The 22,211-nt window shown below is 63.3% G+C and carries 19 protein-coding genes; 7 read left to right on the top strand and 12 right to left on the bottom strand.

Annotation, left to right across the window (positions count from 1 at the left end; all coding sequences use genetic code 11):
* Nucleotides 1-76 precede the first annotated feature (76 nt).
* The 3 genes from K5658_RS14810 to K5658_RS14800 are packed head-to-tail and all read right to left on the bottom strand — an operon-like array spanning nucleotide 77 to nucleotide 3,256.
* Complete coding sequence (locus K5658_RS14810; protein WP_221063885.1) at nucleotides 77-1,207, bottom strand: sodium ion-translocating decarboxylase subunit beta; 1,131 nt, start codon at nucleotides 1,205-1,207, stop codon at nucleotides 77-79.
* Nucleotides 1,208-1,215: 8 nt separating this feature from the next.
* On the bottom strand, nucleotides 1,216-2,988 hold the full coding sequence (gene oadA / locus K5658_RS14805; RefSeq protein WP_221063884.1) for a sodium-extruding oxaloacetate decarboxylase subunit alpha: 1,773 nt from the start codon (nucleotides 2,986-2,988) through the stop codon (nucleotides 1,216-1,218).
* A gap of 28 nt (nucleotides 2,989-3,016) precedes the next feature.
* A complete protein-coding gene (locus K5658_RS14800) occupies nucleotides 3,017-3,256 on the bottom strand; it encodes an OadG family protein (RefSeq protein WP_221063883.1) in 240 nt (79 codons plus the stop codon).
* 1,005 nt (nucleotides 3,257-4,261) lie between these two features.
* On the opposite strand from K5658_RS14800, the gene K5658_RS14795 reads away from it, so the two are divergent.
* The 4 genes from K5658_RS14795 to K5658_RS14780 all read left to right on the top strand — a co-directional run bounded on the left by K5658_RS14795 (nucleotide 4,262) and on the right by K5658_RS14780 (nucleotide 7,283).
* Nucleotides 4,262-4,645, top strand: a complete 384-nt coding sequence (locus K5658_RS14795) for a hypothetical protein (protein WP_221063882.1) — start codon at nucleotides 4,262-4,264, stop codon at nucleotides 4,643-4,645.
* 263 nt (nucleotides 4,646-4,908) lie between these two features.
* On the top strand, nucleotides 4,909-6,285 hold the full coding sequence (trkA, locus tag K5658_RS14790) for a Trk system potassium transporter TrkA (protein WP_221063881.1): 1,377 nt from the start codon (nucleotides 4,909-4,911) through the stop codon (nucleotides 6,283-6,285).
* Nucleotides 6,282-6,836, top strand: a complete 555-nt coding sequence (locus K5658_RS14785) for a class I SAM-dependent methyltransferase (protein ID WP_221063880.1) — start codon at nucleotides 6,282-6,284, stop codon at nucleotides 6,834-6,836. Before trkA ends, K5658_RS14785 begins: the two co-directional genes overlap by 4 nt.
* A gap of 48 nt (nucleotides 6,837-6,884) precedes the next feature.
* Complete coding sequence (locus K5658_RS14780; protein WP_221063879.1) at nucleotides 6,885-7,283, top strand: rhodanese-like domain-containing protein; 399 nt, start codon at nucleotides 6,885-6,887, stop codon at nucleotides 7,281-7,283.
* A gap of 66 nt (nucleotides 7,284-7,349) precedes the next feature.
* Here the strand turns inward: K5658_RS14780 and K5658_RS14775 are convergent, their stop codons facing one another.
* The 4 genes from K5658_RS14775 to K5658_RS14760 all read right to left on the bottom strand — a co-directional run bounded on the left by K5658_RS14775 (nucleotide 7,350) and on the right by K5658_RS14760 (nucleotide 12,017).
* A complete protein-coding gene (locus K5658_RS14775) occupies nucleotides 7,350-7,766 on the bottom strand; it encodes an ExbD/TolR family protein (protein WP_221063878.1) in 417 nt (138 codons plus the stop codon).
* A gap of 1 nt (nucleotide 7,767) precedes the next feature.
* Nucleotides 7,768-8,433, bottom strand: coding sequence for a MotA/TolQ/ExbB proton channel family protein (locus K5658_RS14770; RefSeq protein WP_221063877.1), 666 nt, complete (start codon nucleotides 8,431-8,433; stop codon nucleotides 7,768-7,770).
* Nucleotides 8,434-8,440: 7 nt separating this feature from the next.
* Nucleotides 8,441-9,259, bottom strand: coding sequence for an energy transducer TonB (locus K5658_RS23990; RefSeq protein ID WP_221063876.1), 819 nt, complete (start codon nucleotides 9,257-9,259; stop codon nucleotides 8,441-8,443).
* A 340-nt stretch (nucleotides 9,260-9,599) separates the two neighbouring features.
* The gene (locus tag K5658_RS14760) at nucleotides 9,600-12,017 is read right to left on the bottom strand and encodes a fatty acid cis/trans isomerase (RefSeq protein ID WP_221063875.1); all 2,418 of its coding nucleotides are present in this window, start codon (nucleotides 12,015-12,017) and stop codon (nucleotides 9,600-9,602) included.
* Nucleotides 12,018-12,197: 180 nt separating this feature from the next.
* Between K5658_RS14760 and K5658_RS14755 the strand changes: the two genes are divergently transcribed.
* Nucleotides 12,198-14,084 (top strand): potassium transporter Kup, encoded by a 1,887-nt coding sequence (locus K5658_RS14755; protein WP_221063874.1) that lies wholly within the window; start codon nucleotides 12,198-12,200, stop codon nucleotides 14,082-14,084.
* 165 nt (nucleotides 14,085-14,249) lie between these two features.
* Nucleotides 14,250-16,073 (top strand): translational GTPase TypA, encoded by a 1,824-nt coding sequence (typA, locus tag K5658_RS14750; RefSeq protein WP_221063873.1) that lies wholly within the window; start codon nucleotides 14,250-14,252, stop codon nucleotides 16,071-16,073.
* Nucleotides 16,074-16,138: 65 nt separating this feature from the next.
* On the opposite strand, the gene pssA is transcribed toward typA, so the two are convergent.
* From pssA to K5658_RS14725, 5 genes are all read right to left on the bottom strand, one after another.
* On the bottom strand, nucleotides 16,139-16,885 hold the full coding sequence (gene pssA, locus K5658_RS14745; protein ID WP_221063872.1) for a CDP-diacylglycerol--serine O-phosphatidyltransferase: 747 nt from the start codon (nucleotides 16,883-16,885) through the stop codon (nucleotides 16,139-16,141).
* Between the two features lie 85 nt (nucleotides 16,886-16,970).
* Nucleotides 16,971-17,987: a ketol-acid reductoisomerase gene (gene ilvC, locus K5658_RS14740; RefSeq protein WP_221063871.1), complete on the bottom strand. Its 1,017-nt coding sequence runs from the start codon at nucleotides 17,985-17,987 to the stop codon at nucleotides 16,971-16,973.
* 70 nt (nucleotides 17,988-18,057) lie between these two features.
* Nucleotides 18,058-18,540 carry a Uma2 family endonuclease gene (locus K5658_RS14735; protein ID WP_221063870.1) on the bottom strand — a complete coding sequence of 161 codons (483 nt, stop codon included), beginning with the start codon at nucleotides 18,538-18,540 and terminating at the stop codon, nucleotides 18,058-18,060.
* A 4-nt stretch (nucleotides 18,541-18,544) separates the two neighbouring features.
* Nucleotides 18,545-19,036 carry an acetolactate synthase small subunit gene (ilvN, locus tag K5658_RS14730; RefSeq protein ID WP_221063869.1) on the bottom strand — a complete coding sequence of 164 codons (492 nt, stop codon included), beginning with the start codon at nucleotides 19,034-19,036 and terminating at the stop codon, nucleotides 18,545-18,547.
* Nucleotides 19,036-20,757, bottom strand: a complete 1,722-nt coding sequence (locus K5658_RS14725; protein WP_221063868.1) for an acetolactate synthase 3 large subunit — start codon at nucleotides 20,755-20,757, stop codon at nucleotides 19,036-19,038. Before K5658_RS14725 ends, ilvN begins: the two co-directional genes overlap by 1 nt.
* Nucleotides 20,758-21,132: 375 nt before the next feature.
* On the opposite strand from K5658_RS14725, the gene K5658_RS14720 reads away from it, so the two are divergent.
* Nucleotides 21,133-21,921 carry a glycoside hydrolase family 19 protein gene (locus tag K5658_RS14720; RefSeq protein ID WP_221063867.1) on the top strand — a complete coding sequence of 263 codons (789 nt, stop codon included), beginning with the start codon at nucleotides 21,133-21,135 and terminating at the stop codon, nucleotides 21,919-21,921.
* Nucleotides 21,922-22,211 lie beyond the last annotated feature (290 nt).

The following is a 22,211-nucleotide window of genomic DNA, read 5'->3' as shown; positions in this document are numbered from 1 at the left end:
GGCGAAAGTACATGGAAACCTCCGCGCCTGGGTGTGAGGTTCCGTCCATCATCGATCAATCCGCTGGCGGTGCCCCTCAGCGCACCAAGGCCAGCAACACCCCCGCCGCCACCGCCGACCCGATCACCCCGGCCACGTTCGGCCCCATGGCGTGCATCAACAGGAAGTTATGCGGGTTGCTCTCCTGACCGACCTTGTTGGCGACGCGGGCCGACATCGGCACGGCGGACACCCCGGCGGCCCCGATCAAGGGATTGACTTTGTTGTTCGGCGTGATGAGGTTCATGGCTTTCGCCATCAGGACGCCCGAAGCCGTGCCGAAGCTGAACGCCAAGGCTCCCAGTACCAGAATCCCCAAGGTCTCGGCCCGGAGGAACTGCCCGGCGCTGAGCTTGGAACCCACCGACAATCCCAGGAAGATGGTCACGATGTTGATGAGTTCGTTCTGCGAGGTCTTGCTGAGGCGGTCCACCACGCCGGATTCGCGCAGCAGATTCCCCAGGCAGAACATGCCGATCAAGGGGGCCGCCGAGGGCAGCAGCATGGCGCTCAGGATCAACAGCACCATGGGGAACACCACCTTCTCGACCCTGGACACGCGGCGGAGCTGGGCCATTTCGATCAGGCGCTCTTCCGGCGTGGTGAGGGCGCGCATGATGGGCGGCTGGATCAAGGGCACCAGGGCCATGTAGGAATAGGCCGCCACGGCGATGGCCCCGAGCAGGTCGGGAGCCAGTTTCGAGGCGACATAGATCGAGGTCGGGCCATCCGCGCCGCCGATGATGGCGATGGCGGCGGCGTCCTTGAAGCTGAAATGGAGTCCCGGCACCAGGTTCAAGGCCAAGGCCCCGAGCAGGGTGCCGAAGATGCCGAACTGCGCCGCCGCGCCCAACAGCAGGGTTTTGGGGTTGGCCAGCATCGGGCCGAAATCGGTCATCGCCCCCACGCCCATGAAGATCAACAAGGGGAAGATGCCCGACTTGATGCCCAGATAGAGATAGGACAGGATGCCGCCTTCCTCGGCGATCCCGGCGACCGGGATATTGCTCAACACCGCGCCGAAGCCGATGGGCAACAGCAGCAGCGGCTCGAATTCCTTTTTGATGGCGAGGTACAGCAGCAGGAAACCCACCGCCATCATCATCGCCTGTCCGGGCTGGAAATTGGACAGCCCGGTGCTTTCCCAGAGTTGGATGAAACCTTCCATTGTCCACCTCACTCCAGGGTCATCAGAACGTCCTGGGCCGCGACGGTATCGCCGACCTTGACGGCGATGTTCGCGACCAGGCCGCCGTTGCGGGTGCGGATTTCGGTTTCCATCTTCATGGCTTCCATCACGATCACCACCTTGTTGGGTTCGGCGTGCTGGCCCTCCTTGACCTGGATGCGCAGGATATGGCCGGCCATCGGGGCTTTGACGGTTTCGCCGCCGCCGCCGCTTACGGGCCGCGCCACCGGAACCGCGCCCGCCGCCGGGGCCACGGCCACTTTGTAATCCCGGCCATTGACCGATAGCACCTCGCCGCTGCCGGCATCGACCCGGTAGACCCGGCCATTCACGGTCACGTCGAATGCGGTGGCTTGCGGTGCCGCCTTCTCGGCGCTGGGCGGCGGCTCGAAGGCTTCGGGCTTGCCGCGGTTTTGCAGGAATTTGAGGCCGATCTGCGGGAACAGGGCATAGGTCAGCACGTCGTCGATGGCGTCCCCGGCCAGTTTGAAGCTTTGTTCACCAGCGAGTTTGTGGAGCTCCGCCGTGAGCTTGTCCATTTCGGGTTCCAGTAGGTCGGCGGGACGGCAGGTGATGGGCTCGGCCCCCTGTAATACCCGTTCCCGCAATTCGGCGTTGACCGGGGCGGGCGTGGACCCGTATTCGCCTTTTAAAATGCCTTGGGTTTCCTTGGCGATGGATTTGTAGCGCTCGCCCATCAAGACGTTCATCACCGCCTGGGTGCCGACGATTTGGGAGGTGGGCGTCACCAGCGGAATGAACCCCAGGTCTTCGCGCACGCGGGGGATTTCTTCCAACACGGCGTCGAATTGGTCCAAAGCGCCTTGTTCCTTCAACTGGCTTTCCATATTGGTTAACATGCCGCCCGGTACCTGGGCCACCAGGATGCGGCTATCGACGCCCCTAAGGCTCCCCTCGAACTTGGCGTACTTCTTCCGCACTTCGCGGAAATAGGCGGCGATTTCTTCCAGTAGTTTGAGGTTCAGGCCGGTGTCGCGGTCCTGGCCTTCGAACGCGGCGACCACGGCCTCGGTGGCGCTGTGGCCGTAGGTCATGCTCATCGAGGAAATGGCGGTATCCACGTTGTCGATGCCGGCTTCCGCGCACTTGAGGATGGTGGCGGTGCTGAGTCCCGTGGTGGCGTGGGATTGCATGTGGATGGGCACGCTCACCGCCTGTTTCAGGCGGCTGACCAACTCGTAGGCCACATAGGGTTTCAATAATCCAGCCATGTCCTTGATGGCGATGGAATGCGAGCCCATGTCCTCCAGGCGCTTGGCGAGGTCCACCCACATCTCGATGGTGTGGACCGGGCTGACGGTATAGGAAATCGTGCCTTGGGCGTGCTTGCCCACGGCCAGGGTGGCTTGGATGGCCCGCTCGAAATTGCGGGGGTCGTTCATGGCGTCGAAGATGCGGAACACATCCACCCCGTTGACGGCGCAGCGTTCCACGAATTGATCGACCACATCGTCGGCGTAATGCCGGTAGCCCAGCAGGTTCTGGGCGCGTAGCAGCATTTGCAGCGGCGTCTTCGGCAGCGCTTGCTTGAGTGTGCGGAGGCGTTCCCAGGGGTCTTCGCCGAGATAGCGGATACAGGCGTCGAAGGTCGCCCCGCCCCAGCTTTCCAGCGACCAAAAACCGACTTGGTCCAGTTTTCCGCAGATCGGCAGCATGTCCTCGATGCGTAGGCGGGTCGCCAGCAGGGACTGGTGCGCGTCGCGCAGCACGACATCGGTGATGCCTAAGGGAGTAGCCATTGAACAAGCTCCTTATTGTTGTGGGGTTTCACGGGTGCCGGTAACGGTGGAGCGCCGCGCCGATGACGGCGGCGATTTCCGCCTCTTGGGTCTCGTCCAGCCCCAGGCTGGAACGGGCCGGACCGGGTTCCGGGGTATAGCGGTTGAGCAGCTTGTGCGTCATGCCGATGATCCAGACCAGCAAAGCCAGGAAGAGATACACGATGCCCATGCCGATCAGCATGAGCTTGGCGCCTGAGAGCAATAGTTCGGGCAGCGAGGGTTCCATAACTGGTCAAACCTCCGGGAGTATGTCTGGAACGATGGGGGAAATTTTTAGGAAGCAGCGCTCGGGACGGGGGGAGTCGCCCGAATAATAATGCCCCACCTGGGGAAAGTCGAACCCGGCTTGCCCGGCGCGACACGGCCTCCCGGCACGGGGGGCCACTGGAAAAAGCCCGTCCATCCGCGTCGGCTACCCGGTTTCCAGGGGGAAGCGCTGGGCGGGCCGGACGGAATAGCCTGTTTCCCGGACACCGGGGCTGTGGGGCAAAAGCCGGAGCCGGTGTGTCAATCCGCATATCCTCTATCCGCCGTTATCCATGGCATAAGAACCTCTGATAGGGGAGCGGGCAAATAGCCTGTAGAATTTATGCCTACCTCAACAGGACTTTCGCGGCGGGCCACTTTCGTTCCCTCGGGTGCGCCGGGCCAAAAGTTCTCCTCCTCTTGGCGACCCTCGGCGGTCGCTTTTTTTTGCCCAAAAAAAAGCCCGCGACTCTGGCGGGCTGATTTTTTTATTGTTTTTTTACTGTGTGGACGCCCCTGGGGGCGGTCCGTTCGTAGTGCTTTTTTGTTGTTGTATACAGCCCAACCGGGCTTCCTCCTCTTTGACGACTCTCAAAGTTGGCTTCGTCCTTGAAGCTGGGCGACAGTCTAAAGAAAAAAAATTCAGTGTCCACACTTTTTTGTTGGGTTGGCTGGACGTACTGGATTGTCCTTTTAAATCAAGCGTATGGCGCGGCGGGTTTGGGCCTGGGCCGGGCCGGATTCAGCTTGGGTTCAGGATCGCCCGTTCCAGCCGCCTGGGCGGGGCGGGTTTTCGCCGCCGCGCCGATCCATCGGTGGCCGCGTCCGGCTGCTGTGAAACGCCAATCGATTGGCCGGGCGGCGGGCTTATAATGGCGGACGGCGGCGGATCGCGCCGGGATGATTCCGGTATTGGATACCCCGGCCCGACATCGTCCGCCATTCCTAGAAACAAGGACGGGTATAATACCCAGAGGAGGAGACTATGAGAATAATAATATTATTGGTCGCGGCCTTGGCCTTGGTTTCCTGTGGTAGGAAAATACCACCGGAACTCCAGGAAGCGCTGCAAAAGCAGTTTACCGGAGAGGCCATGGAAACCGGCTGGCAATTCGTCAAAGTCACCCATGGTTTCGGCGGCCAGGAATTGGTCGCGGATATCTTGGTGCAGCAGCCCATCCCCGGCCCGCCGGAGGCGCAACAGGCGCGGCTCAAGAGCGAAATATGCCCGCCCCCGGCCGGCAACGATACGTTTTGGCAGAAATTGCAGGGGTATAAGTTATCCGTGGCCGCCTATACCAAAGATAGGAAATTCACCGTCCTGGTGGATTGCGATAATCCTTTCGCGGTGGCGGAGGCGGGGAAATAAGCGCATTGTCCCCGCCCTTAGGCCAAGGGTGGGGATCACAGCGCTGGAGAATCCCCATAAGCGGTCCGGCCATTCCATGGCATCATGCGTTCCGGTATTTTCCAACCTATGGGTCCGCATAGTATCGTAAAAAGGCTGTGCCCGGATTCGGAGGGCTTTCCGCCGCCCTATGCCCGCCCCGGAACCCTGCTAAAATGCCCGCCCGGCGTGGGCCACCCCTGGGACGGCCCACCGGCAATCCCTCCCATCAAGCCAAACCCAACATGAAAATCATCATCCTAGGCGCGGGCCAGGTCGGCAGCAGCGTCCTCGGCAGCCTCGCCAGCGAGGCCAACGATATCGTCATGGTCGATAGCCAGCCCGGCCTCTTGAAGGATTTGCAGGACCGCTTCGATATCGGCACGGTCCAGGGCAACGCCGCCCATCCCACCGTGCTGCAACGGGCCGGGGCCGCCGAGGCCGATATGCTCATCGCCGTCACCAGCGACGACGAGACCAATATGCTGGCCTGTTCCATCGCCGATGTGCTGTTCAAGGTGCCGCGCAAGATCGCCCGCGTCCGCGCCCTGGAATATTTCACCTATCCCGGCATGTTCTCGCCGGAAGCCATCCCCATCGATGTGGTCATCAGCCCGGAACGCATCATCACCCAGTTCATCGAGCGCCTGCTGGAATATCCCGGCGCGTCCCAGGTGCTGGATTTCGCCGAGGGGCGGGTGCGGCTGGTTTCGGTCAGCGCCCGCGAGGGCGGTCCCCTGGTCGGCCACGAAATCCGCGAATTGCATCAGCACATGCCCAACGTCCATGCCCGCATCACCGCGATCTTCCGCAAGGGCAAGGCCATCGTGCCCAATGGCCGCACCATCATCGAGGACGGCGACGAGGTGTTCTTCCTGGCGTCCGCCGAGGAGATCAAGGACGTGATGGGCGAATTGCGCAAGACCGAAAAGCCATATAAGCGCCTGATCTTCGCGGGCGGTGGCCATATCGGCAAGCGGGTGGCCTTGGCGCTGGAATCGCGCTATCAGGTCAAGGTGATCGAGAAGGACCGGAAAAGGGCCAAGAAGATCGCCAGCGAACTGGCCAATACCGTGGTGCTGGCGGGCGATGCCTCCGACAAGGAATTGCTGCTGAACGAGAACATCGAGAACACCGATGTGTTCTGCGCCATCACCAACGACGACGAGGCCAATATCCTTTCGGCCATGCTGGCCAAGCGGCTGGGGGCGCGGCGGGTCATCAGCCTCATCAACAAGAGCGCCTACGCCGATATTGTCGACAACGCCCAGGTGGATTTGGTGATTTCGCCGCACCAGGCCACCATCGGCGCCTTGCTGCGCTATGTGCGGCGCGGCGATATCGTGCAGGTGTATTCGCTGCGGCATGGGGCGTCCGAGGCCATCGAGGCCGTGGCCCATGGCCGTCCCGGTTTTTCCAAGGTGGTGGGACTCCCGCTCGGCAAGATCAAGATTCCCCCCGGCGTGGTGATGGGGGCGCTGGTGCGCGGCGAGGAGGTGATCCAGGTCCACCACGACACCGTGATCGAGGAGGGCGACCACGTCATCATGTTCCTGATCGACAAGAAGCTGATTCCCGCCGTGGAGCAGATTTTCCAGGGCGAGGGCGAGGACCGGCCATGACGCGGGACGGGCGGGCGGCGCGGGAGAAATGGGACCGGATTTACCGGGTCCGGGTGGCGGGCGAAACGCCGGGTCCGGCGCGGGTATTGGCGGAACACGCCGATTGCCTGCCCCGGAGCGGGACGGCGCTGGATTTGGCCTGCGGCCTGGGCGGCAACGCGCTGTTCCTGGCCCGCCGTGGCTTGGAAACCATGGCCTACGATATTTCCCCGGTCGCCCTGGAGCGTTTGGCGGAATCCGCCAGGGCGGAAGGCTTGGCGGTCGCGGTCGAGGCCAGGGATGTGGTGGCGCGTCCCCCGGCGGCGGACGGTTTCGATGTGGTCGTGGTCAGCCGGTTCCTGGACCGGGATTTGGTCCCGGCCTTGATGGCGGCGCTGCGGCCCGGCGGCGTGTTGTTCTACCAGACCTACACCGTCGGGAGCCCGACGGGGCCGTCCAATCCGGCCTATTTGCTGCGGCCCGGCGAACTGCGCCTGCTGTTTGGGGAACTGGAACCGCTGGCCTATCGCGAAGAAGGGGACCAGGCCAGGCTGGTCGCCCGAAGACGCTGATTTTTCATCGCGGCCTTGGGGCCGCGCCTACTTCTATGGAGCAATCCCATGACTGCGATTAAACGCTTGACCCCACCCGAAGCCTACGCCGCGCTGCAAGCCGGGGCTGCCGCCCTGTTGCTGGATGTGCGCGATCCTTTGGAATATTCGTTCATCGGGCACCCGGTGGGCGCGGTCAACCTGCCCTGGAAATTCGCGCCGGATTGGCGGCCCAACCCCGAATTCCTGGAACGCGCCCGGCAATTGATCCCGGACCCGGAAACCCCGGTGTTCCTGCTGTGCCGCAGCGGACAGCGTTCCTGGGACGCCGCCAACGCGCTGGCGGCGGCGGGCTACCGCGATCTGGCGAATATCGAGGAGGGATTCGAGGGGCCGCTGGACGGGCAGAAGCACCGCGGCACGGTGGGCGGCTGGCGTTGCCATGGCCTGCCTTGGGAGCAAAGCTGAGATTGCTAGGAATACGAATCCCCGTATCGCCCAACAACGCGCGGCGGTACGGGGATTTTTTATGGCCTATTGCTGACCTTCGGTGCTGACGAAGGCCATCTTGCCGATCCCGGCGCGTTGCACGGCGGCCATGACCTTGGCGACCTGGGCGTAGTTCACGGCCTGGTCGGCGTAGAGATGCACGGCCAGTTCGGGATTGCTTTGGGCCTCGGTCTTCAGCGTGGTTTCCAGCGCGGCGAGGTCGGCGACCGGCTGCGTGTTCAGGGTGACGCCGCCCTGGGCGTCGATGCCCAGCTTCATGGGCTGGTCCTTGTCGCTTTGGTCGGTGCTGGCGGTCTTGGGCAGGCTGACCTTGACCGATTGGGTCAGCAGCGGGGCCGTGACCAGGAACACCACCATCAGCACCAACATCACGTCCACCAAGGGCGTGACGTTGATCTCGCTCATCGCTTCCTGTTCTTCGGATTGGGCTTGGAACGCCATGTCAGCGGCCTCCGTTGGCGGTGTCGGGGTTGAGGACCAGATGTAGGAAATCGCGTCCGAAGCTCTCCAATCCCAGTCGCTGCAACTTGGCCCGGCGCAGGAAGAAGTTGTAGGCCAATACGGCGGGCACGGCCACGGCGATGCCGATGGCGGTGGCGATCAGGGCTTCGCCGATGGGGCCGGCCACCACGTCCAGGGTCGCGGTGCCGGCTTTGCTGACTTCGTGCAGGGCGTGCATGATGCCGACCACGGTGCCGAACAGTCCGACGAAGGGCGCGGTGCTGCCCATGCTGGCGAGCGGGGTGAGTCCGCGTTCCATGGCGTGCTGTTCTTTCCGCAGTTGGCGTTGCAGGGCGCGTTCCAGCAGTTCCTCCGGGGTGCCGCGGTATTTCAGGCGTCCCGTGGTGTCGCTCCTGAGTTCCTTGAGCCAGAGGAAACCGGCGCGGGCGATGCGGGCCTTGGGTCCGGCTTCCGGGTCGGCGGACAGGCGTTCCGCCGTTTCCAGGTCGGGCGTATCCCAGAACGATATATGGAAGTTCCGGTTCTGCCGTCCGCTGCGCCAGATCTGGACGCTTTTGAACAGGATGATGGTCCAAGTCGCCACGGAAAACGCGGTCAGGGTGTAGAGCGTGCCATCGACGATGGCGGTGGCCGGGATTTGGGACATGGTTCTCCTAGTCTGCTTGCTTGAGGGTGAACTTGATGACGACTTCGTAGGTGTCGGAAACGGGGGTATCGCCTTTCATCGAAGCGGAGAACCGCCAGCGGTCCCGCACGGTTTCCACCGCCGCCTCGTCGAGGATTTCATGGCCGGAACTTTGGACGACCGCCACTTTTTCCACCTCGGCGCTGGCCGATACCCAAATCTTCACTTTCACATGGCCGGTCAAGCCCCGCGATTTGGCCGACGCCGGGTAGTGCGGTTCGGGTCGGCTCAACAGCCTGCCGTGGGCGACCGAGACCGGGGTCGGCGCTTTGACCGCGGGCGCGGCCCTCGGTGGGACCGGGGCTTCCACGGCGTGTGCGGACTCGCGGGGCGGTTCCGGCGGGGCGCTGTCGCGTTCGGGCGTGGGTTCGGGGCGCGGTGGGGCGTCGGGGCTTTTCTGCACCGGTTTGGGTTCCGGTTTGACCACTTTCTTCACCACCGGCTTGGGCGGCGGCGGTTTGACCACGGGCTTGGGTTTGGGGGGCGGTGGCTCGACTTTCTTCGGGGGGGGCGGCGGCGCGGGCGGTTGCGGCGCGGGCTCGGGGGCGGCTTGGGGTTGTGGGAGTTCGGCGGCGACCAGGGCCACATCCATGGGCGGCGGTACCAGGGGTTTTTCCTGGATGGGCGCATGGGCTTGTTGCAGCCAAACCAGCGCCAGCAAGTGCAGGGAAACCACCAGGACGGCCAGCAAGGCCCAGAGCCGGGTGGGATGTTCTTCCCCGTCCAGGAGCCATGCGATGAAAGGGGGCGGGGAAACTGGGTGTCGGGGGTGGTCGTCCGGCTCCATCGCTGTCCGGTTCGCGGCGCTGCCGGGGCTTCCGTTGGGATCGCTTAAAAACACGGCGTCTAGTCGAGGTTAAAAGCCCGATTCTATTCGAGATTCGTGCCAAATGAAATTCATTTTCAAGAACCGGGGGGGTGGCCGATTCCCAATTCCAAAGTGCGGATGATATGTGGGATATGGATGATTTGTTGTGTGATATGACACGCTATTCATGTGGCGATGGGCGAAGGCGCGCAGCTTGCGAACCAAGCATGCGTAGCTTTTATGGGGCGTAGCGGGCTCCAGAGCTTTCTTCGGGGAGGCATTCCGGTACCGCTACGTCCCATCGGGGCCGCGCTTGGCTTTATAAGTTATCGTAACGGTTCAGGTCGAACCAACCCGCCGTGACCGGATGGCGGTTGCGGTGGCGCTGGTTGAAGAAGTCCGAGAACTCCCAGAACCTGGGGTTGTTGCGCCGCACGCCGAAGCGTTCCACCAAGGCCGCGACATCGTCCGCGTTCTTGATCGCGGCCACCCGGCCCACGAATTCCGGCAGGTCGCGGCGGTCGAGGTCGAAGAAGAAATTGGGATAGCTCCCGACCAACTCCGGCACCACGGTCAGGGTGTCCTCGCCCGGCAGCCGCCGGAGGTTTTCCATGAACAGCAACGACACGTTCGAGAGCGCCTCGTTCTTGACCAGGCTGAACACCGGGCTGGCCTCGGCCTTGGCCGGGCCGTCGTGGACGCGGAGGTAGGCGAGTTCCGGGAGGTATTGGATGCCGCCGCCCCGCAGTTCCTCCAGGGGCCCGAGCGCCGCCGCCACGCTTTGTTCCAAGGCCGTGGCCGGGCGCGGGGCGCATTCCCGGCCCGGACAGCCATCGAACCCGGCGGGCGCGGGTTGGGCCTCCGCCACCTTGGCCCGGATCAGCTCGAACAACTCGCGCTTAGGGTCGGCGGTTCGGAACGCCACCGTCGAATCCGGCCCGTAGCCGTAATAGGGGTTGTAGATCGCCGCGTGCAACTGGCCCAGGGCGCCCCGGTTCCATTGGTCGTGTATGGCTTTGCGTTCCCGCGCCGGCAACAGGCTCAGGAAATTGTTCTCGCCCTCCAACCGCATCATGTCCATGAAGGTCCGGGTCGCGAGCTGGTGTTTGACGTTGCCGAACACATTGAAGCCCGCCACCAACAGGTAATGGATGCGTTCCAATAGTGGATAGTCCAACAGCCAGCCGGTCAGGGGCGCATCGCCGACGAAGCCCCGCGTGAGCGAGGCGCTGTCGAAATGGCGGAAGGCGGTCAGCAGCGCTTCGTGGTTGCGTCCGCCGCCGTCCCAGATCGCCGCCAGCGAGTTGCGCGGCTGGCCCTCCAAGCGGTTCAGGTATTCGTGCTTGGCCTTGAGGTAGGATTTTTGGATATCGGCGTAGCCCGACCAGGCGTCGCTCAGCTCGATATCGTTGTTCTTCTCGCTGGGGATGCGCAGCCGTTCGCCTTGCTCGGCCAGGAAGGCCGCGTCGTTGCTGATGGCGTCCTGTTCCGGGTCGAAGAACGCCACCCAGAAGCGGTCGCGGATCACGTTCAGCGCCACCTGTCCCCGGCAGACCGGCCCTTTCATGTAGCCCGCCACGAAGAAATAGGCATCGTCCAGCATGAACTGGTAGCGCGAGCGCGGCGGGATGGCGGCGAAGGCCTTGAAGGGATTGGCGGCGATCTCGGGCGCGTAGCCGGGGAGTTCGCCCACCGCGTAGCCGGGTTCGAGGAACAACTGCTGGAGGCGCCGCAGCCGCGCCGCGCCCAGTTCGTAGACCAGATGGCTTTTGTCCACCACGGTTTCCCGCAATGGCAACAGGCGGTAATAGACCCTGGGGGTGCCGGGATCGTCGTAGGGCTTGGGCGTGGCGATTTCCCGGACCTCCGCGCCGGGCGGGGTGGTGGAGCGCACCAGCCGGAAGAATTCGCGCTCCGTATGGCCTTTGAAGTGCAGGTGTCCCGCGAACAAATGCTCGTAGAGATAGCGCGAGACCAGTTGTTGCTTGGGCGTGTCGCCGTTGAGGAAGGCTTCCCATTGTTTCACCTCGGCCTGGGCGCGGGCGGATACCGGGGCGGGCGGCGGCATCATCGCGCCTTGTTTGAGCCAGAGGGTGAGGGTGTCGAATTCCCGCGGGCGCAGGCCGGGGAAGCCATAGGGCATCCCCCAGTCCGGGTGTTCGCGGGCGAAGCCTTGGAATTCCTCGCGGGCCGGGCAATGCAGTTCGCGCTCCAGGCCGAACTCGAACTGGTCCGGCAAGCGTCCGCCGGTCGGCAGGGGGTGTTCCTGCTTGAGTAGCAGCATTTGGTAGAGCAGGGCGTTGTCGGTGTTGGCCTGCTCGGAGTCCATGCGCTCGTTCAGCACCGGGAAGAAGCCCTTGTCCCGCCAGCCCCCGGTATCCTGGGCGTCGATGAACAGCCGGGTGGGCGGGGCCGCCTTCATGCGGCCGCCGTCGTAGACCAGGGTCTTGGACGCGCCCCGGTCCAAACCTTCGGGCGACTCCAGCTTCAATTGGCAAGGGGCGTCGTAGCAGCCATGGCAGACCACGCAGCGGGAATCGAGGATGGGCTTCACATCGCGCCCGAACGAAACCTTGCCCTCGGCAAGGCGACGTGTATATTGTTCGCCGCTTAGCCAGCGCGGCTTGGGGTGGGCGGGTCCGTACAGGACCGAAAAATCTTGTTTCGCCACGAAAGCCGCGCACCCGGCCAACGAGGCCAGCGCCAAGCATAGGAAAAGCCATTTCGGTGGGTTCATGGATCGAGCCGTTTCTTATGGGTCCGAGGGAGCGGATACCGGGCCGCCATGGCCGGGTCCGGGGCTATTTAAAGATAATGATAAATTTCCGATGCGTATCCCTGGCCGATCCTTCCCGGTGTCCCGCCCGCCTGATCCCCTGGACGGGGCGCTTTCCATCCACCTTCCGCACGGTCCACGATGCCCTCCACCCTCTACGCTTCCATTCAACCCAAAGATCAGAAAAACCTGGTGATCGCCGCCCTGGGCGTGGTGTTCGGGGACATCGGTACCAGCCCACTTTACACGATGCGCGAATGTTTCGGAGGTGCCCACGCGGTGGAACCGACCCCGGACAATATCCTGGGGGTGCTGTCCCTGATCTTCTGGGCCATCCTGATCGTGATCTCGCTCAAGTACGTGGTCTTCATCATGCGGGCCGACAACAAGGGCGAGGGCGGCATCATGGCCTTGATGTCCCTCATCACCCAGAAGGCACGCATCTCCCCATCCTGGCGCGCCGCGCTGATGATGCTGGGGTTGGCGGGGGCTTCGCTGTTCTATGGCGACGGCATCATCACCCCGGCGATCTCGGTGTTGAGCGCGGTCGAGGGCCTGGGGGTCTTGAGGCCGGAACTACACACCTATGTCATCCCCATCGCGCTGACGGTGTTGATCGCCCTGTTCGGTGTGCAGCGCAGCGGGACGGCGGTGGTGGGGGCGCTGTTCGGGCCGATCATGGTGCTATGGTTCCTGGCCCTGGCCGGGTTCGGCATCCATAGCCTGGCCGGCGCGCCCGGGGTGTTGGCGGCGCTCAATCCTTGGCACGCCGCGCATTTCTTCGCCGCGCATGGTTGGCATGGGATTTTGGTGCTGGGTTCGGTGGTGTTGGCGGTGACGGGGGGCGAGGCGCTCTATGCCGACATGGGCCATTTCGGGGCCGCGCCGATCCGCAAGGCTTGGTTCTACATGGTGTTGCCGGCCTTGCTGCTGAATTATTTCGGCCAGGGCGCCCTGCTCATCCAGGACGCCACGGCGGTGCAGAATCCCTTCTACCTGCTGGTGCCCAACGAATGGCTGGCCCTGATGATCGGCCTCGCGACCCTCGCCACCATCATCGCCTCGCAGGCGGTGATTTCCGGGGCGTTCTCGCTGACCTCGCAGGCCATGCACCTGAGCTTCCTGCCCCGCTTGAGCGTCCAATACACCTCCGAGGAGGAAATGGGGCAAATCTATATCCCTTGGATCAACTGGGCGCTGATGATCGGCATCGTCGCCCTGGTGCTGGGTTTCCGCTCGTCCTCGAACCTGGCCGCCGCCTATGGCATCGCCGTGACCGGCACCATGGCGATAGACACCCTGCTGGCCTTCGTGGTGGTCTACAACCTATGGAAATGGAATCCCTATCTCAGCGGCGTGGCGGCGTTGCTGTTCCTGATGGTCGATCTGGCCTTCTTCGGGGCCAATTCGCTGAAGATACCGGAGGGCGGCTGGTTCCCGCTCGCCATCGGCCTGACCGTGTTCACGGTGCTGACGACCTGGAAGCGGGGCCGCGACTTGCTGATGGAGCGGCTGAAGGAGGAGGCGATGCCGATCAATGTCTTCCTGGCCCGCATCGCCGAGCAGCCGCCGGTCAGGGTGCCGGGGACCGCCGTGTTCATGACCGGGAGCCAGTTCGGCGTGCCCTTCGCCCTGTTGAACAACCTGAAGCATAACAAAGTCTTGCACCAGACCGTGGTCGTCATGACCGTGCTGACCGAGCCCTTGCCCTGGGTGGCGGCGGAGCGGCGGCGGGAAGTGACCAAGCTGGCCGATGGCATGTTCAGGATCGTGTTGCGCTATGGCTTCATGGAAACCCCGAACATCCCCCGCGTGCTGAAATCGAGCAGCCGCGAATTCGATATCGATCCCGCCGACACCACCTTCTTCCTCAGCCGCGAAACCCTCCTGCCTTCGCCCAGCCCCCAGATGGCGCTGTGGCGCATGAAGCTGTTCATCGGGCTGGCCCGCAACACCAGCAGCGCCGCCAGCTATTTCAGGATTCCCACCGACCGGGTGATCGAACTCGGCACCCAAGTGGTGTTGTGAATCCCGCTCCGCGGGGCGCATAGGCCATCGGGTGGACGCTGTGTTTCGCCCTGGGCCGGGCTTGGCATGGAATGCGCTAAGCCGCGCCTGACGGATCGCAGCCCGACTCTGTTAGAATCCCTGGCTTTTCCCATCCCCGCCCGAATCCGGGTCATTTTTCCCATCATGATCGAAAAATTACGCAACATCGCCATCATCGCCCATGTCGACCATGGCAAGACCACCCTGGTGGACAAGCTCCTACAGCAATCCGGCACCTTCGCCGCCCACGAGAAGGTGGAGGAGCGGGTCATGGACTCCAACGCCCTGGAGAAGGAGCGCGGCATCACCATCCTGGCGAAGAACACCGCCATCGATTGGAACGGCTACCACATCAACATCGTGGATACCCCCGGCCACGCCGATTTCGGTGGCGAGGTGGAGCGGGTGCTGTCGATGGTGGATTCGGTGTTGCTGCTGGTGGACGCGGTGGACGGCCCGATGCCGCAGACCCGCTTCGTGACCCAGAAGGCCTTCGCCCTGGGGCTGCACCCCATCGTGGTCATCAACAAGATCGACCGTCCCGGCGCCCGCGCCCATTGGGTGCTGGACCAGACCTTCGACCTGTTCGACAAGCTCGGCGCGACCGAGGCGCAACTGGATTTCCCGGTGGTCTACGCCTCCGCCCTCAACGGCTATGCCGGGGACAATCCCGACATCCGCGAGGGCAGCATGGACCCCTTGTTCCAGACCATCGTCGACAAGGTGCATCCGCCCCTGGTCAAGGAGGAGGGCGGCTTCCAGATGCAGATCAGCCAGTTGGACTACAACTCCTATGTCGGCGTGATCGGCATCGGGCGCATCCAGCGCGGCGCGGTCAAAACCAATACCCCGGTGGTGGTGGTGAGCCGCGACGGCAAGCAGCGCAACGCCCGCGTGTTGCAGGTGTTCGGCTTCAAAGGCTTGGAACGGGTCGAGGTGCCGGAGGCCAGCGCGGGCGATATTATCGCCTTCACCGGCATCGACGCCCTGGAAATCTCCGACACCATCTGCGCCCCCGACGCGGTGGAGATGCTGCCGCCCTTGACCGTGGACGAGCCCACCGTGACCATGACCTTCCAGGTCAACAATTCGCCGTTCGCGGGCAAGGAGGGCAAGTTCGTGACTTCCCGCCAGATCCGCGAGCGTTTGCAGCGCGAATTGCTGCACAACGTGGCGCTGCGGGTGGAAGATACCGCCGACCCCGACAAGTTCAAGGTCTCGGGCCGCGGCGAATTGCACCTCTCCATCCTGATCGAGAACATGCGCCGCGAGGGCTATGAACTGGGCGTGTCGCGCCCCGAGGTCATCGTCCGCGAGATCGATGGCGAGGCTTGCGAGCCCTACGAATCCGTCACCATCGAGGTGGAGGAGGCCAACCAGGGCGCGGTGATGGAGAAGCTGGGCGAGCGCAAGGGCGATTTGCTCAACATGGTGCCGGACGGCCAGGGCCGGGTGCGCCTCGAATACATGATGCCCTCGCGTGGCCTGATCGGCTTCCAGACCGAGTTCATGACCGCGACCTCCGGCACGGGGCTGCTCTACCACGTCTTCGACCACTACGGCCCGATGAAGAAGGGCGATATCGGCCAGCGCATCAATGGCGTGCTGGTGTCGATGGTGGCGGGCAAGGCGCTGGGCTACGCGCTGTTCAACCTACAGGAGCGCGGACGCTTGTTCATCGAACATGGCACCGAGGTCTATGAAGGCATGATCCTCGGCATCCATTCCCGCTCCAACGACCTGGTGGTCAACCCGACCAAGGCCAAGCAATTGACCAATATCCGCGCCGCCGGCAGCGATGAAAACATCCTGCTGACCCCGCCGATCAAGTTCAGCCTGGAGCAGGCGCTGGAATTCATCGACGACGACGAACTGGTCGAGGTGACGCCGAAGTCCATCCGCATCCGCAAGAAGCTGTTGTCCGAGAACGACCGCAAACGGGCGGGCCGCGCCGCCGCCGCCGAATAGGCCGGACAATAAAAAGCCCCGCCGGTCCGGCGGGGCTTTTTTATGCCCGGTGGTTGGGAAAAGCCCTAGACCTTGCGCTCGCTCCGCATCTTGCGCAACCGGACCAGGGTCAGGGCCGGGCCCGACACCGCGTAGCCGCCGAAGATCACGAACAGCATCAAGGGCGGGTTGGTGAACACCAGAGCGAACACCAGCATGATGAGGATGGCCCACAGGAAGGGCACCCGGCCCCGCAGGTCGAAATCCTTGAAGCTGTAATAGCGGAAATTGCTGACCATCAGGAGCCCCGTGGCCAGGGCCAGCCCGGCGGCGATATAGCTCACCGATTCGGCCTGGACCCCATGGCTCTCGCTGAACCATAGGAAGCCCGCCAGGATGGCGGCGGCGGAGGGGCTGGGCAGCCCCTGGAAATAGCGCTTGTCGGCGGTGGCGACCTGGGTGTTGAAGCGGGCCAGGCGCAGGGCCGCGCCCGCCGCGTGGACGAAGGCCGCGACCCAGCCGAATTTGCCGAGGCCCGCCAGCGACCAGACGTACATCGCCAGGGCCGGAGCCGCGCCGAACGAGACCATGTCGGCCATGCTGTCGTATTCGGCCCCGAAGGCGCTCTGGGTGTTGGTCAGGCGGGCGACGCGGCCATCCAACCCGTCCAGCACCATGGCGATGAAGATCGCGATGGCGGCGGTCTCGAAGCGGTGGTTGAAGGCGGCGGTGATGGCGTAGAAACCGGCGAACAGGGCCGCCGTGGTGAACAAATTGGGCAGCAGGTAGACGCCGCGCCGGGGTTTGCTGGGAGGGGTGTGGTTGCGTTCCATCGTCGGCTCGTGCAAGGGCGGCATAGAACGGGCGGAACCCCGCCCGCACGGAAGGGCGGACGCCAGGGTCCGCCCGGCGGGTCGATCAGTTCTTGCTCTTATCGACGATCTTGTTGGCCTTGATCCAGGGCATCATGTCGCGCAGCTTCGCGCCGACCTGCTCGATCTGGTGTTCGCGGCCCAGGCGGCGCTTGGCCTTGAGGGTGGCGGCGCCGGCTTGGTTCTCCAGGATGAATTCGCGGGCGAATTCGCCGGTCTGGATTTCCTTCAGGATTTTCTTCATCTCCAGCTTGGTGGCCTCGGTGACGACGCGGGGGCCGCGGGTCAGGTCGCCGTATTCCGCCGTGTTGGAGATGGAGTAGCGCATATTGGCGATGCCGCCCTCGTACATCAGGTCCACGATCAGCTTGAGTTCGTGCAGGCACTCGAAGTAGGCCATTTCCGGGGCGTAGCCGGCTTCGACCAGGGTCTCGAAGCCCGCCTGCACCAGGGCGGTCGCGCCGCCGCACAAGACGGCCTGTTCGCCGAACAAATCGGTTTCGGTTTCTTCGCGGAAGCTGGTCTCGATGATGCCGGCCCGGCCGCCGCCGTTGGCGGAGGCGTAGGACAGGGCGATTTCCTTGGCCATGCCGGAAGCGTCCTGGAACACCGCGATCAAGGAGGGCACGCCGCCGCCCTGGGTGTAGGTGGAGCGCACCAGATGGCCCGGACCCTTGGGGGCGACCATGATCACGTCGAGGTCGGCGCGGGGCTGGATTTGCTCGAAGTGGATGTTGAAGCCGTGGGCGAAGGCCAGGGCCGCGCCCTGCTTGATGTTCGGCTCGATCTGGTGGCTATAGAGCTTGGCTTGATGCTCGTCCGGGGCCAGGATCATGACGACGTCGGCGGCCTTGACCGCGTCGGCGATGTCCATGACTTCCAGCCCGGCGTTCTGGGCTTTGATGGCGGAGGCGGAACCCGGACGCAGCGCGACGATCACGGAGACGCCGGACTCCTTGAGATTGTTGGCATGGGCGTGGCCCTGGGAGCCGTAGCCGACGATGGCGACCTTCTTGCCCTGGATGATGGAAAGGTCGGCGTCTTTATCGTAATAGACCTGCATTTAGGTTCCTCTATAGTGCTTGGCGCAATATCAATTCAAAAGCGGGAGGGGCTGGCCGTCCCGTACGTACTCAATCCGGCTCGACCCGGTGCGGAAACGCCGGGATCAAGCGCGAATATTCCAAAACATCGAGATCGTCGTAGAAGCTCAGTTGGCCCGCGTCGTCGCACAGCCAGAATTCGACCGCGCCGCCGGCGAGATATAAATCCTTCTTGTGGAGCAGGCGTTCGACGCTTTCGCCCGGTGCCAGCACTTCCACGCAGATTTCCGGCATGATGGGGCTGACTTCGCTGTTCCTCATTTCTTCGTAGCGCTCGGGGGAGAACCAGACCACATCGGGCATCTTGATGTTCTCCGGGGTCATGACCGGCAGGCATTGGAAGGTTTTGCCATAGCCCGCGATGACTTGCTTGAGCTGGTCGGAGATGGCGTTGCGCATCAACACATGGCGCACTTTGATCGGGTTCATGACGATCTGCCCCCATGGGTCCAGTTCGACTTTGAAGGGCAGGTCGGAGAGCAGGGCGTCGGTCCAAACATGGTCCCAATCCATCGTGTTAAACCGCCAAACCCCGTTCGCCGCGCAGGATGCCGGTGGTGCCGGAGCGGACCACCTCGATGATGTGTTCCGCGCCCACCGTTTGCAGGAAGGCGTCCAGCTTGGACTTTTCCCCGGTGATTTCGATGACGTAGGTGGTGGCGGTCACGTCGAGGATGTTGCCGCGGAAGATATCGGTCAGGCGTTTGATTTCGTCGCGCATCCCGTCCACGGCGCGGGTTTTGACCATCATCAGCTCGCGCTCGATGTGGGTGGAGCCGGAGATATCGATCAGCTTCACCACATCGATCAGCTTGTTGAGCTGCTTGGTGATCTGCTCGATGATCTCGTCGCTGCCCGAAGTGACCAGGGTCATGCGCGACAGCGAGGCGTCCTCGGTCGGGGCGACGGTGAGGGATTCGATGTTGTAGCCACGGGCGGAAAACAGCCCGGCCACGCGGGACAAAGCGCCCGATTCGTTCTCGATCAGGATGGAGATGATGTGACGCATCAGGCCAACTCCCGCTCGGTGGCCATGCCGGGGGCGAGGCGCATGTCGTGGTGGGCCTTGCCGGCCTCGATCATGGGGTAAACGTTCTCGGTGGGGTCGGTCAGGAAATCCATGAACACGGTACGATCTTTGAGTTTCAGGGCTTCTTCCAAGGCCGGGCGCACATCGGCGGGCTTGTCGATCCTCATGCCGACATGGCCGTAGGCTTCGGCCAGTTTGACGAAATCCGGGATGGTTTCCAGATAGGAATGGGAATAGCGGCTTTCGTAGGTGAATTCCTGCCACTGCCGGACCATGCCCATATAGCCGTTGTTGAGGTTCACGATCTTGATGGGGGTGCGGTATTGCAGGGCGGTGGCCAATTCCTGGATGCACATCTGGATGCTGGCTTCGCCGGTGATGCAGGCGACATCGGCCTCGGGGTGGGCCAGTTTCACGCCGATGGCGGCGGGCATCCCGAAACCCATGGTGCCGAGGCCCCCCGAATTGATCCAGCGGCGGGGCTTGTCGAATTTATAGAATTGCGCCGCCCACATCTGGTGCTGGCCCACGTCGGAAGTCACGAAGGCCTCGCCGTGGGTGGCTTCCCAAAGCTGCTCGATCACGTATTGCGGCTTGATGACCTGGGCGGTGCGGTCGTAACGCATGGAATCCAGCGAGCGCCAGCTGGAAATCCGTTCCCACCACGTCGCGATATCCGGGCGCTTGTCGCTCGCGGCCAGGATTTCGATCATGTCGGTCAAAACGCCCGCGACTTCGCCGACGATGGGGATATCGACGCGCACGGTCTTGGAAATCGAGGCCGGGTCGATATCGATGTGGACGATCTTGGCGTGCGGGCAGAACTCGGCCAACTTGCCGGTGACGCGGTCGTCGAAGCGGGCACCCACGGCCAGCAAGACATCGCACTCGTGCATCGCCATATTGGCTTCGTAAGTGCCGTGCATCCCCAACATGCCGACGAATTGGGGGTCGGTGGCGGGATAAGCCCCCAGGCCCATCAAGGTGTTGGTGATGGGGAAGCCGAGCTTCCGGGTCAGTTCGGTGAGTTGCTGGGAAGCTTCGCCCAGGACGACGCCGCCGCCGGAATAGATCATGGGGCGTTGGGCGGAGAGCAACAGGTCGACCGCTTTCTTGATCTGCCAGCGGTGGCCTTTGATATGCGGATTGTAGGAGCGGATCGACACCGAATCCGGGTATTCGTAGGGCACTTTGACCCTGGGGTCGGTGACATCCTTGGGGATATCGACGACCACCGGGCCGGGCCTGCCGGTGGTGGCGATGTAGAAGGCTTTCTTGAGGGTTTCCGCCAGCTTGCGTGGGTCTTTGACCAGGAAATTGTGCTTGACGCAGGGGCGGGTGATGCCGATGGTGTCGCATTCCTGGAAAGCGTCGCTGCCGATCACGGGCAGGGGCACCTGGCCGGTGATGACCACCAGCGGGATGGAATCCATATAGGCGGTGGCGATGCCGGTGACGGCATTGGTGGCGCCGGGGCCGGAAGTCACCAGGACCACGCCGGGCTTGCCGGTGGCGCGGGCGTAGCCGTCGGCGGCGTGGGTCGCCCCTTGCTCGTGACGTACCAGGATGTGCTTGACGGCGTCCTGCTTGAACAGGGCGTCGTAGATGTGCAGGACCGACCCGCCGGGATAGCCGAAAATGTACTCGACCCCTTCGTCCTTCAGGCATCGGACGATGATTTCAGCGCCGCTAAGCTCCACGGTTTACCCACCTCAGAAAAAGAATCAGGGCGTTGAACGCCCCGCGGAAAAAACGAGATAAATGGTTGATAAATTTACTGGGAATCCCAGGATGAGTCAAGCCTGTACCGCGGCTCGCCGGGATGGGACGGCGGGTATCTATCCGCCCGGTCCGGGGCGGAGGGCGAACGGGCGGGCCGGGTCGGTGGCGATTGGGCGGGAGGTTGCCTAATATCGGCATCGCCCCGCCCGGATAGTGCATAAGGCTTGATCGCTTTGTCTGGCAATGGTTTGACGCAGTGCTTTTTGGAAAAGACAATGGGCTTGGCATTAGGACGATGCGGATACGCCTCAAGGAGGGCTTGATCCATTTTTCTTGTCCCAGGAGTTCCCGTCATGTGTATTAAAAAATCCGTCGGCAACGGCGGCGTCAACCAATCCAGCGATGTCAAAACCATCCAGCTTTTGCTCAATATCAATATCGCCCAGCTCGCGCCCATGGCGCGGCTGGTGGTGGACGGGGGGATCGGTCAGAAGACCATCGCGGCCATCGAGGCGTTCCAAAGCCAGGTCATGGGCATCGCCAAGCCGGATGGCCGCGTCGATCCCAACGGCGGCACCCTCGCCAAATTGCGGGAAGGCTTGCCCGGCGGGCTGTCGCCGGATGCGCTGCAAGGCATCATGATCCACGCGGCGGCGGCGTATATCGATAAATACGCCCGGCCCCTGGCCGATGAAATGGCCCGGAACCGGATCGACAGCCCCTTGCGCCAAGCCCATTTCCTGGCCCAGGTCGGCCATGAGAGCGGGGAATTGCGCTACTCGGAGGAGATCGCCAGCGGCGAAGCCTACGAGGGCCGCAAAGACCTGGGCAACACCCAGCCCGGCGACGGCAAGCGCTTCAAGGGCCGCGGCCTTATCCAATTGACCGGGCGGACCAACTACACCAACTATGGCAAGGCGCGGGGCAAGGATTACACCACCGACGCCACCGCCAAGCTGCTGGCCACCGACCCCGTCGTGGCCGTGGATGTGTCCTGTTGGTTCTGGACCACCCATGGCCTGAACGAACTCGCCGACCAGGACGACGTCCTCACCATCACCAGGCGGATCAATGGCGGTACCAACGGACTCGACGACCGCAAGGAGAAACTGGTCCGGGCCAAGTTTTTCCTGAAGGTTTGAGGCGCGTTTCCAGCGGGCCGGGCGCGGCCTCCCGCTCCGCCCCGGTGCGCCTTCCCCGGAAGCCGGCCCGTTTTGGGGGCGGCGATGTCGGTTTTCCGACCCGGCGGGGCCGGATTGGCCGGAGGGTGACAAGGGCGGCGGGCTGGAGAAACCAGGGGCGGAGGCCGGAGCGGCTAATGCCGCCGCGGGTTTCCGTGGCGCGATGGGGCGCGGGGGGCGGCTGGCATGGTTCGCGCTTGGTGATGGAGGTTATCCCACCGGAGACATCCTTATACCTATGCCCACGGCCC

It is taken from the genome of Methylomagnum ishizawai (assembly GCF_019670005.1).
Classification (GTDB): Bacteria; Pseudomonadota; Gammaproteobacteria; order Methylococcales; family Methylococcaceae; genus Methylomagnum; species Methylomagnum ishizawai.
The sequence above is the reverse complement of the archived record's forward strand: the minus strand, read 5'-3'. Positions and strand labels throughout refer to the sequence as shown.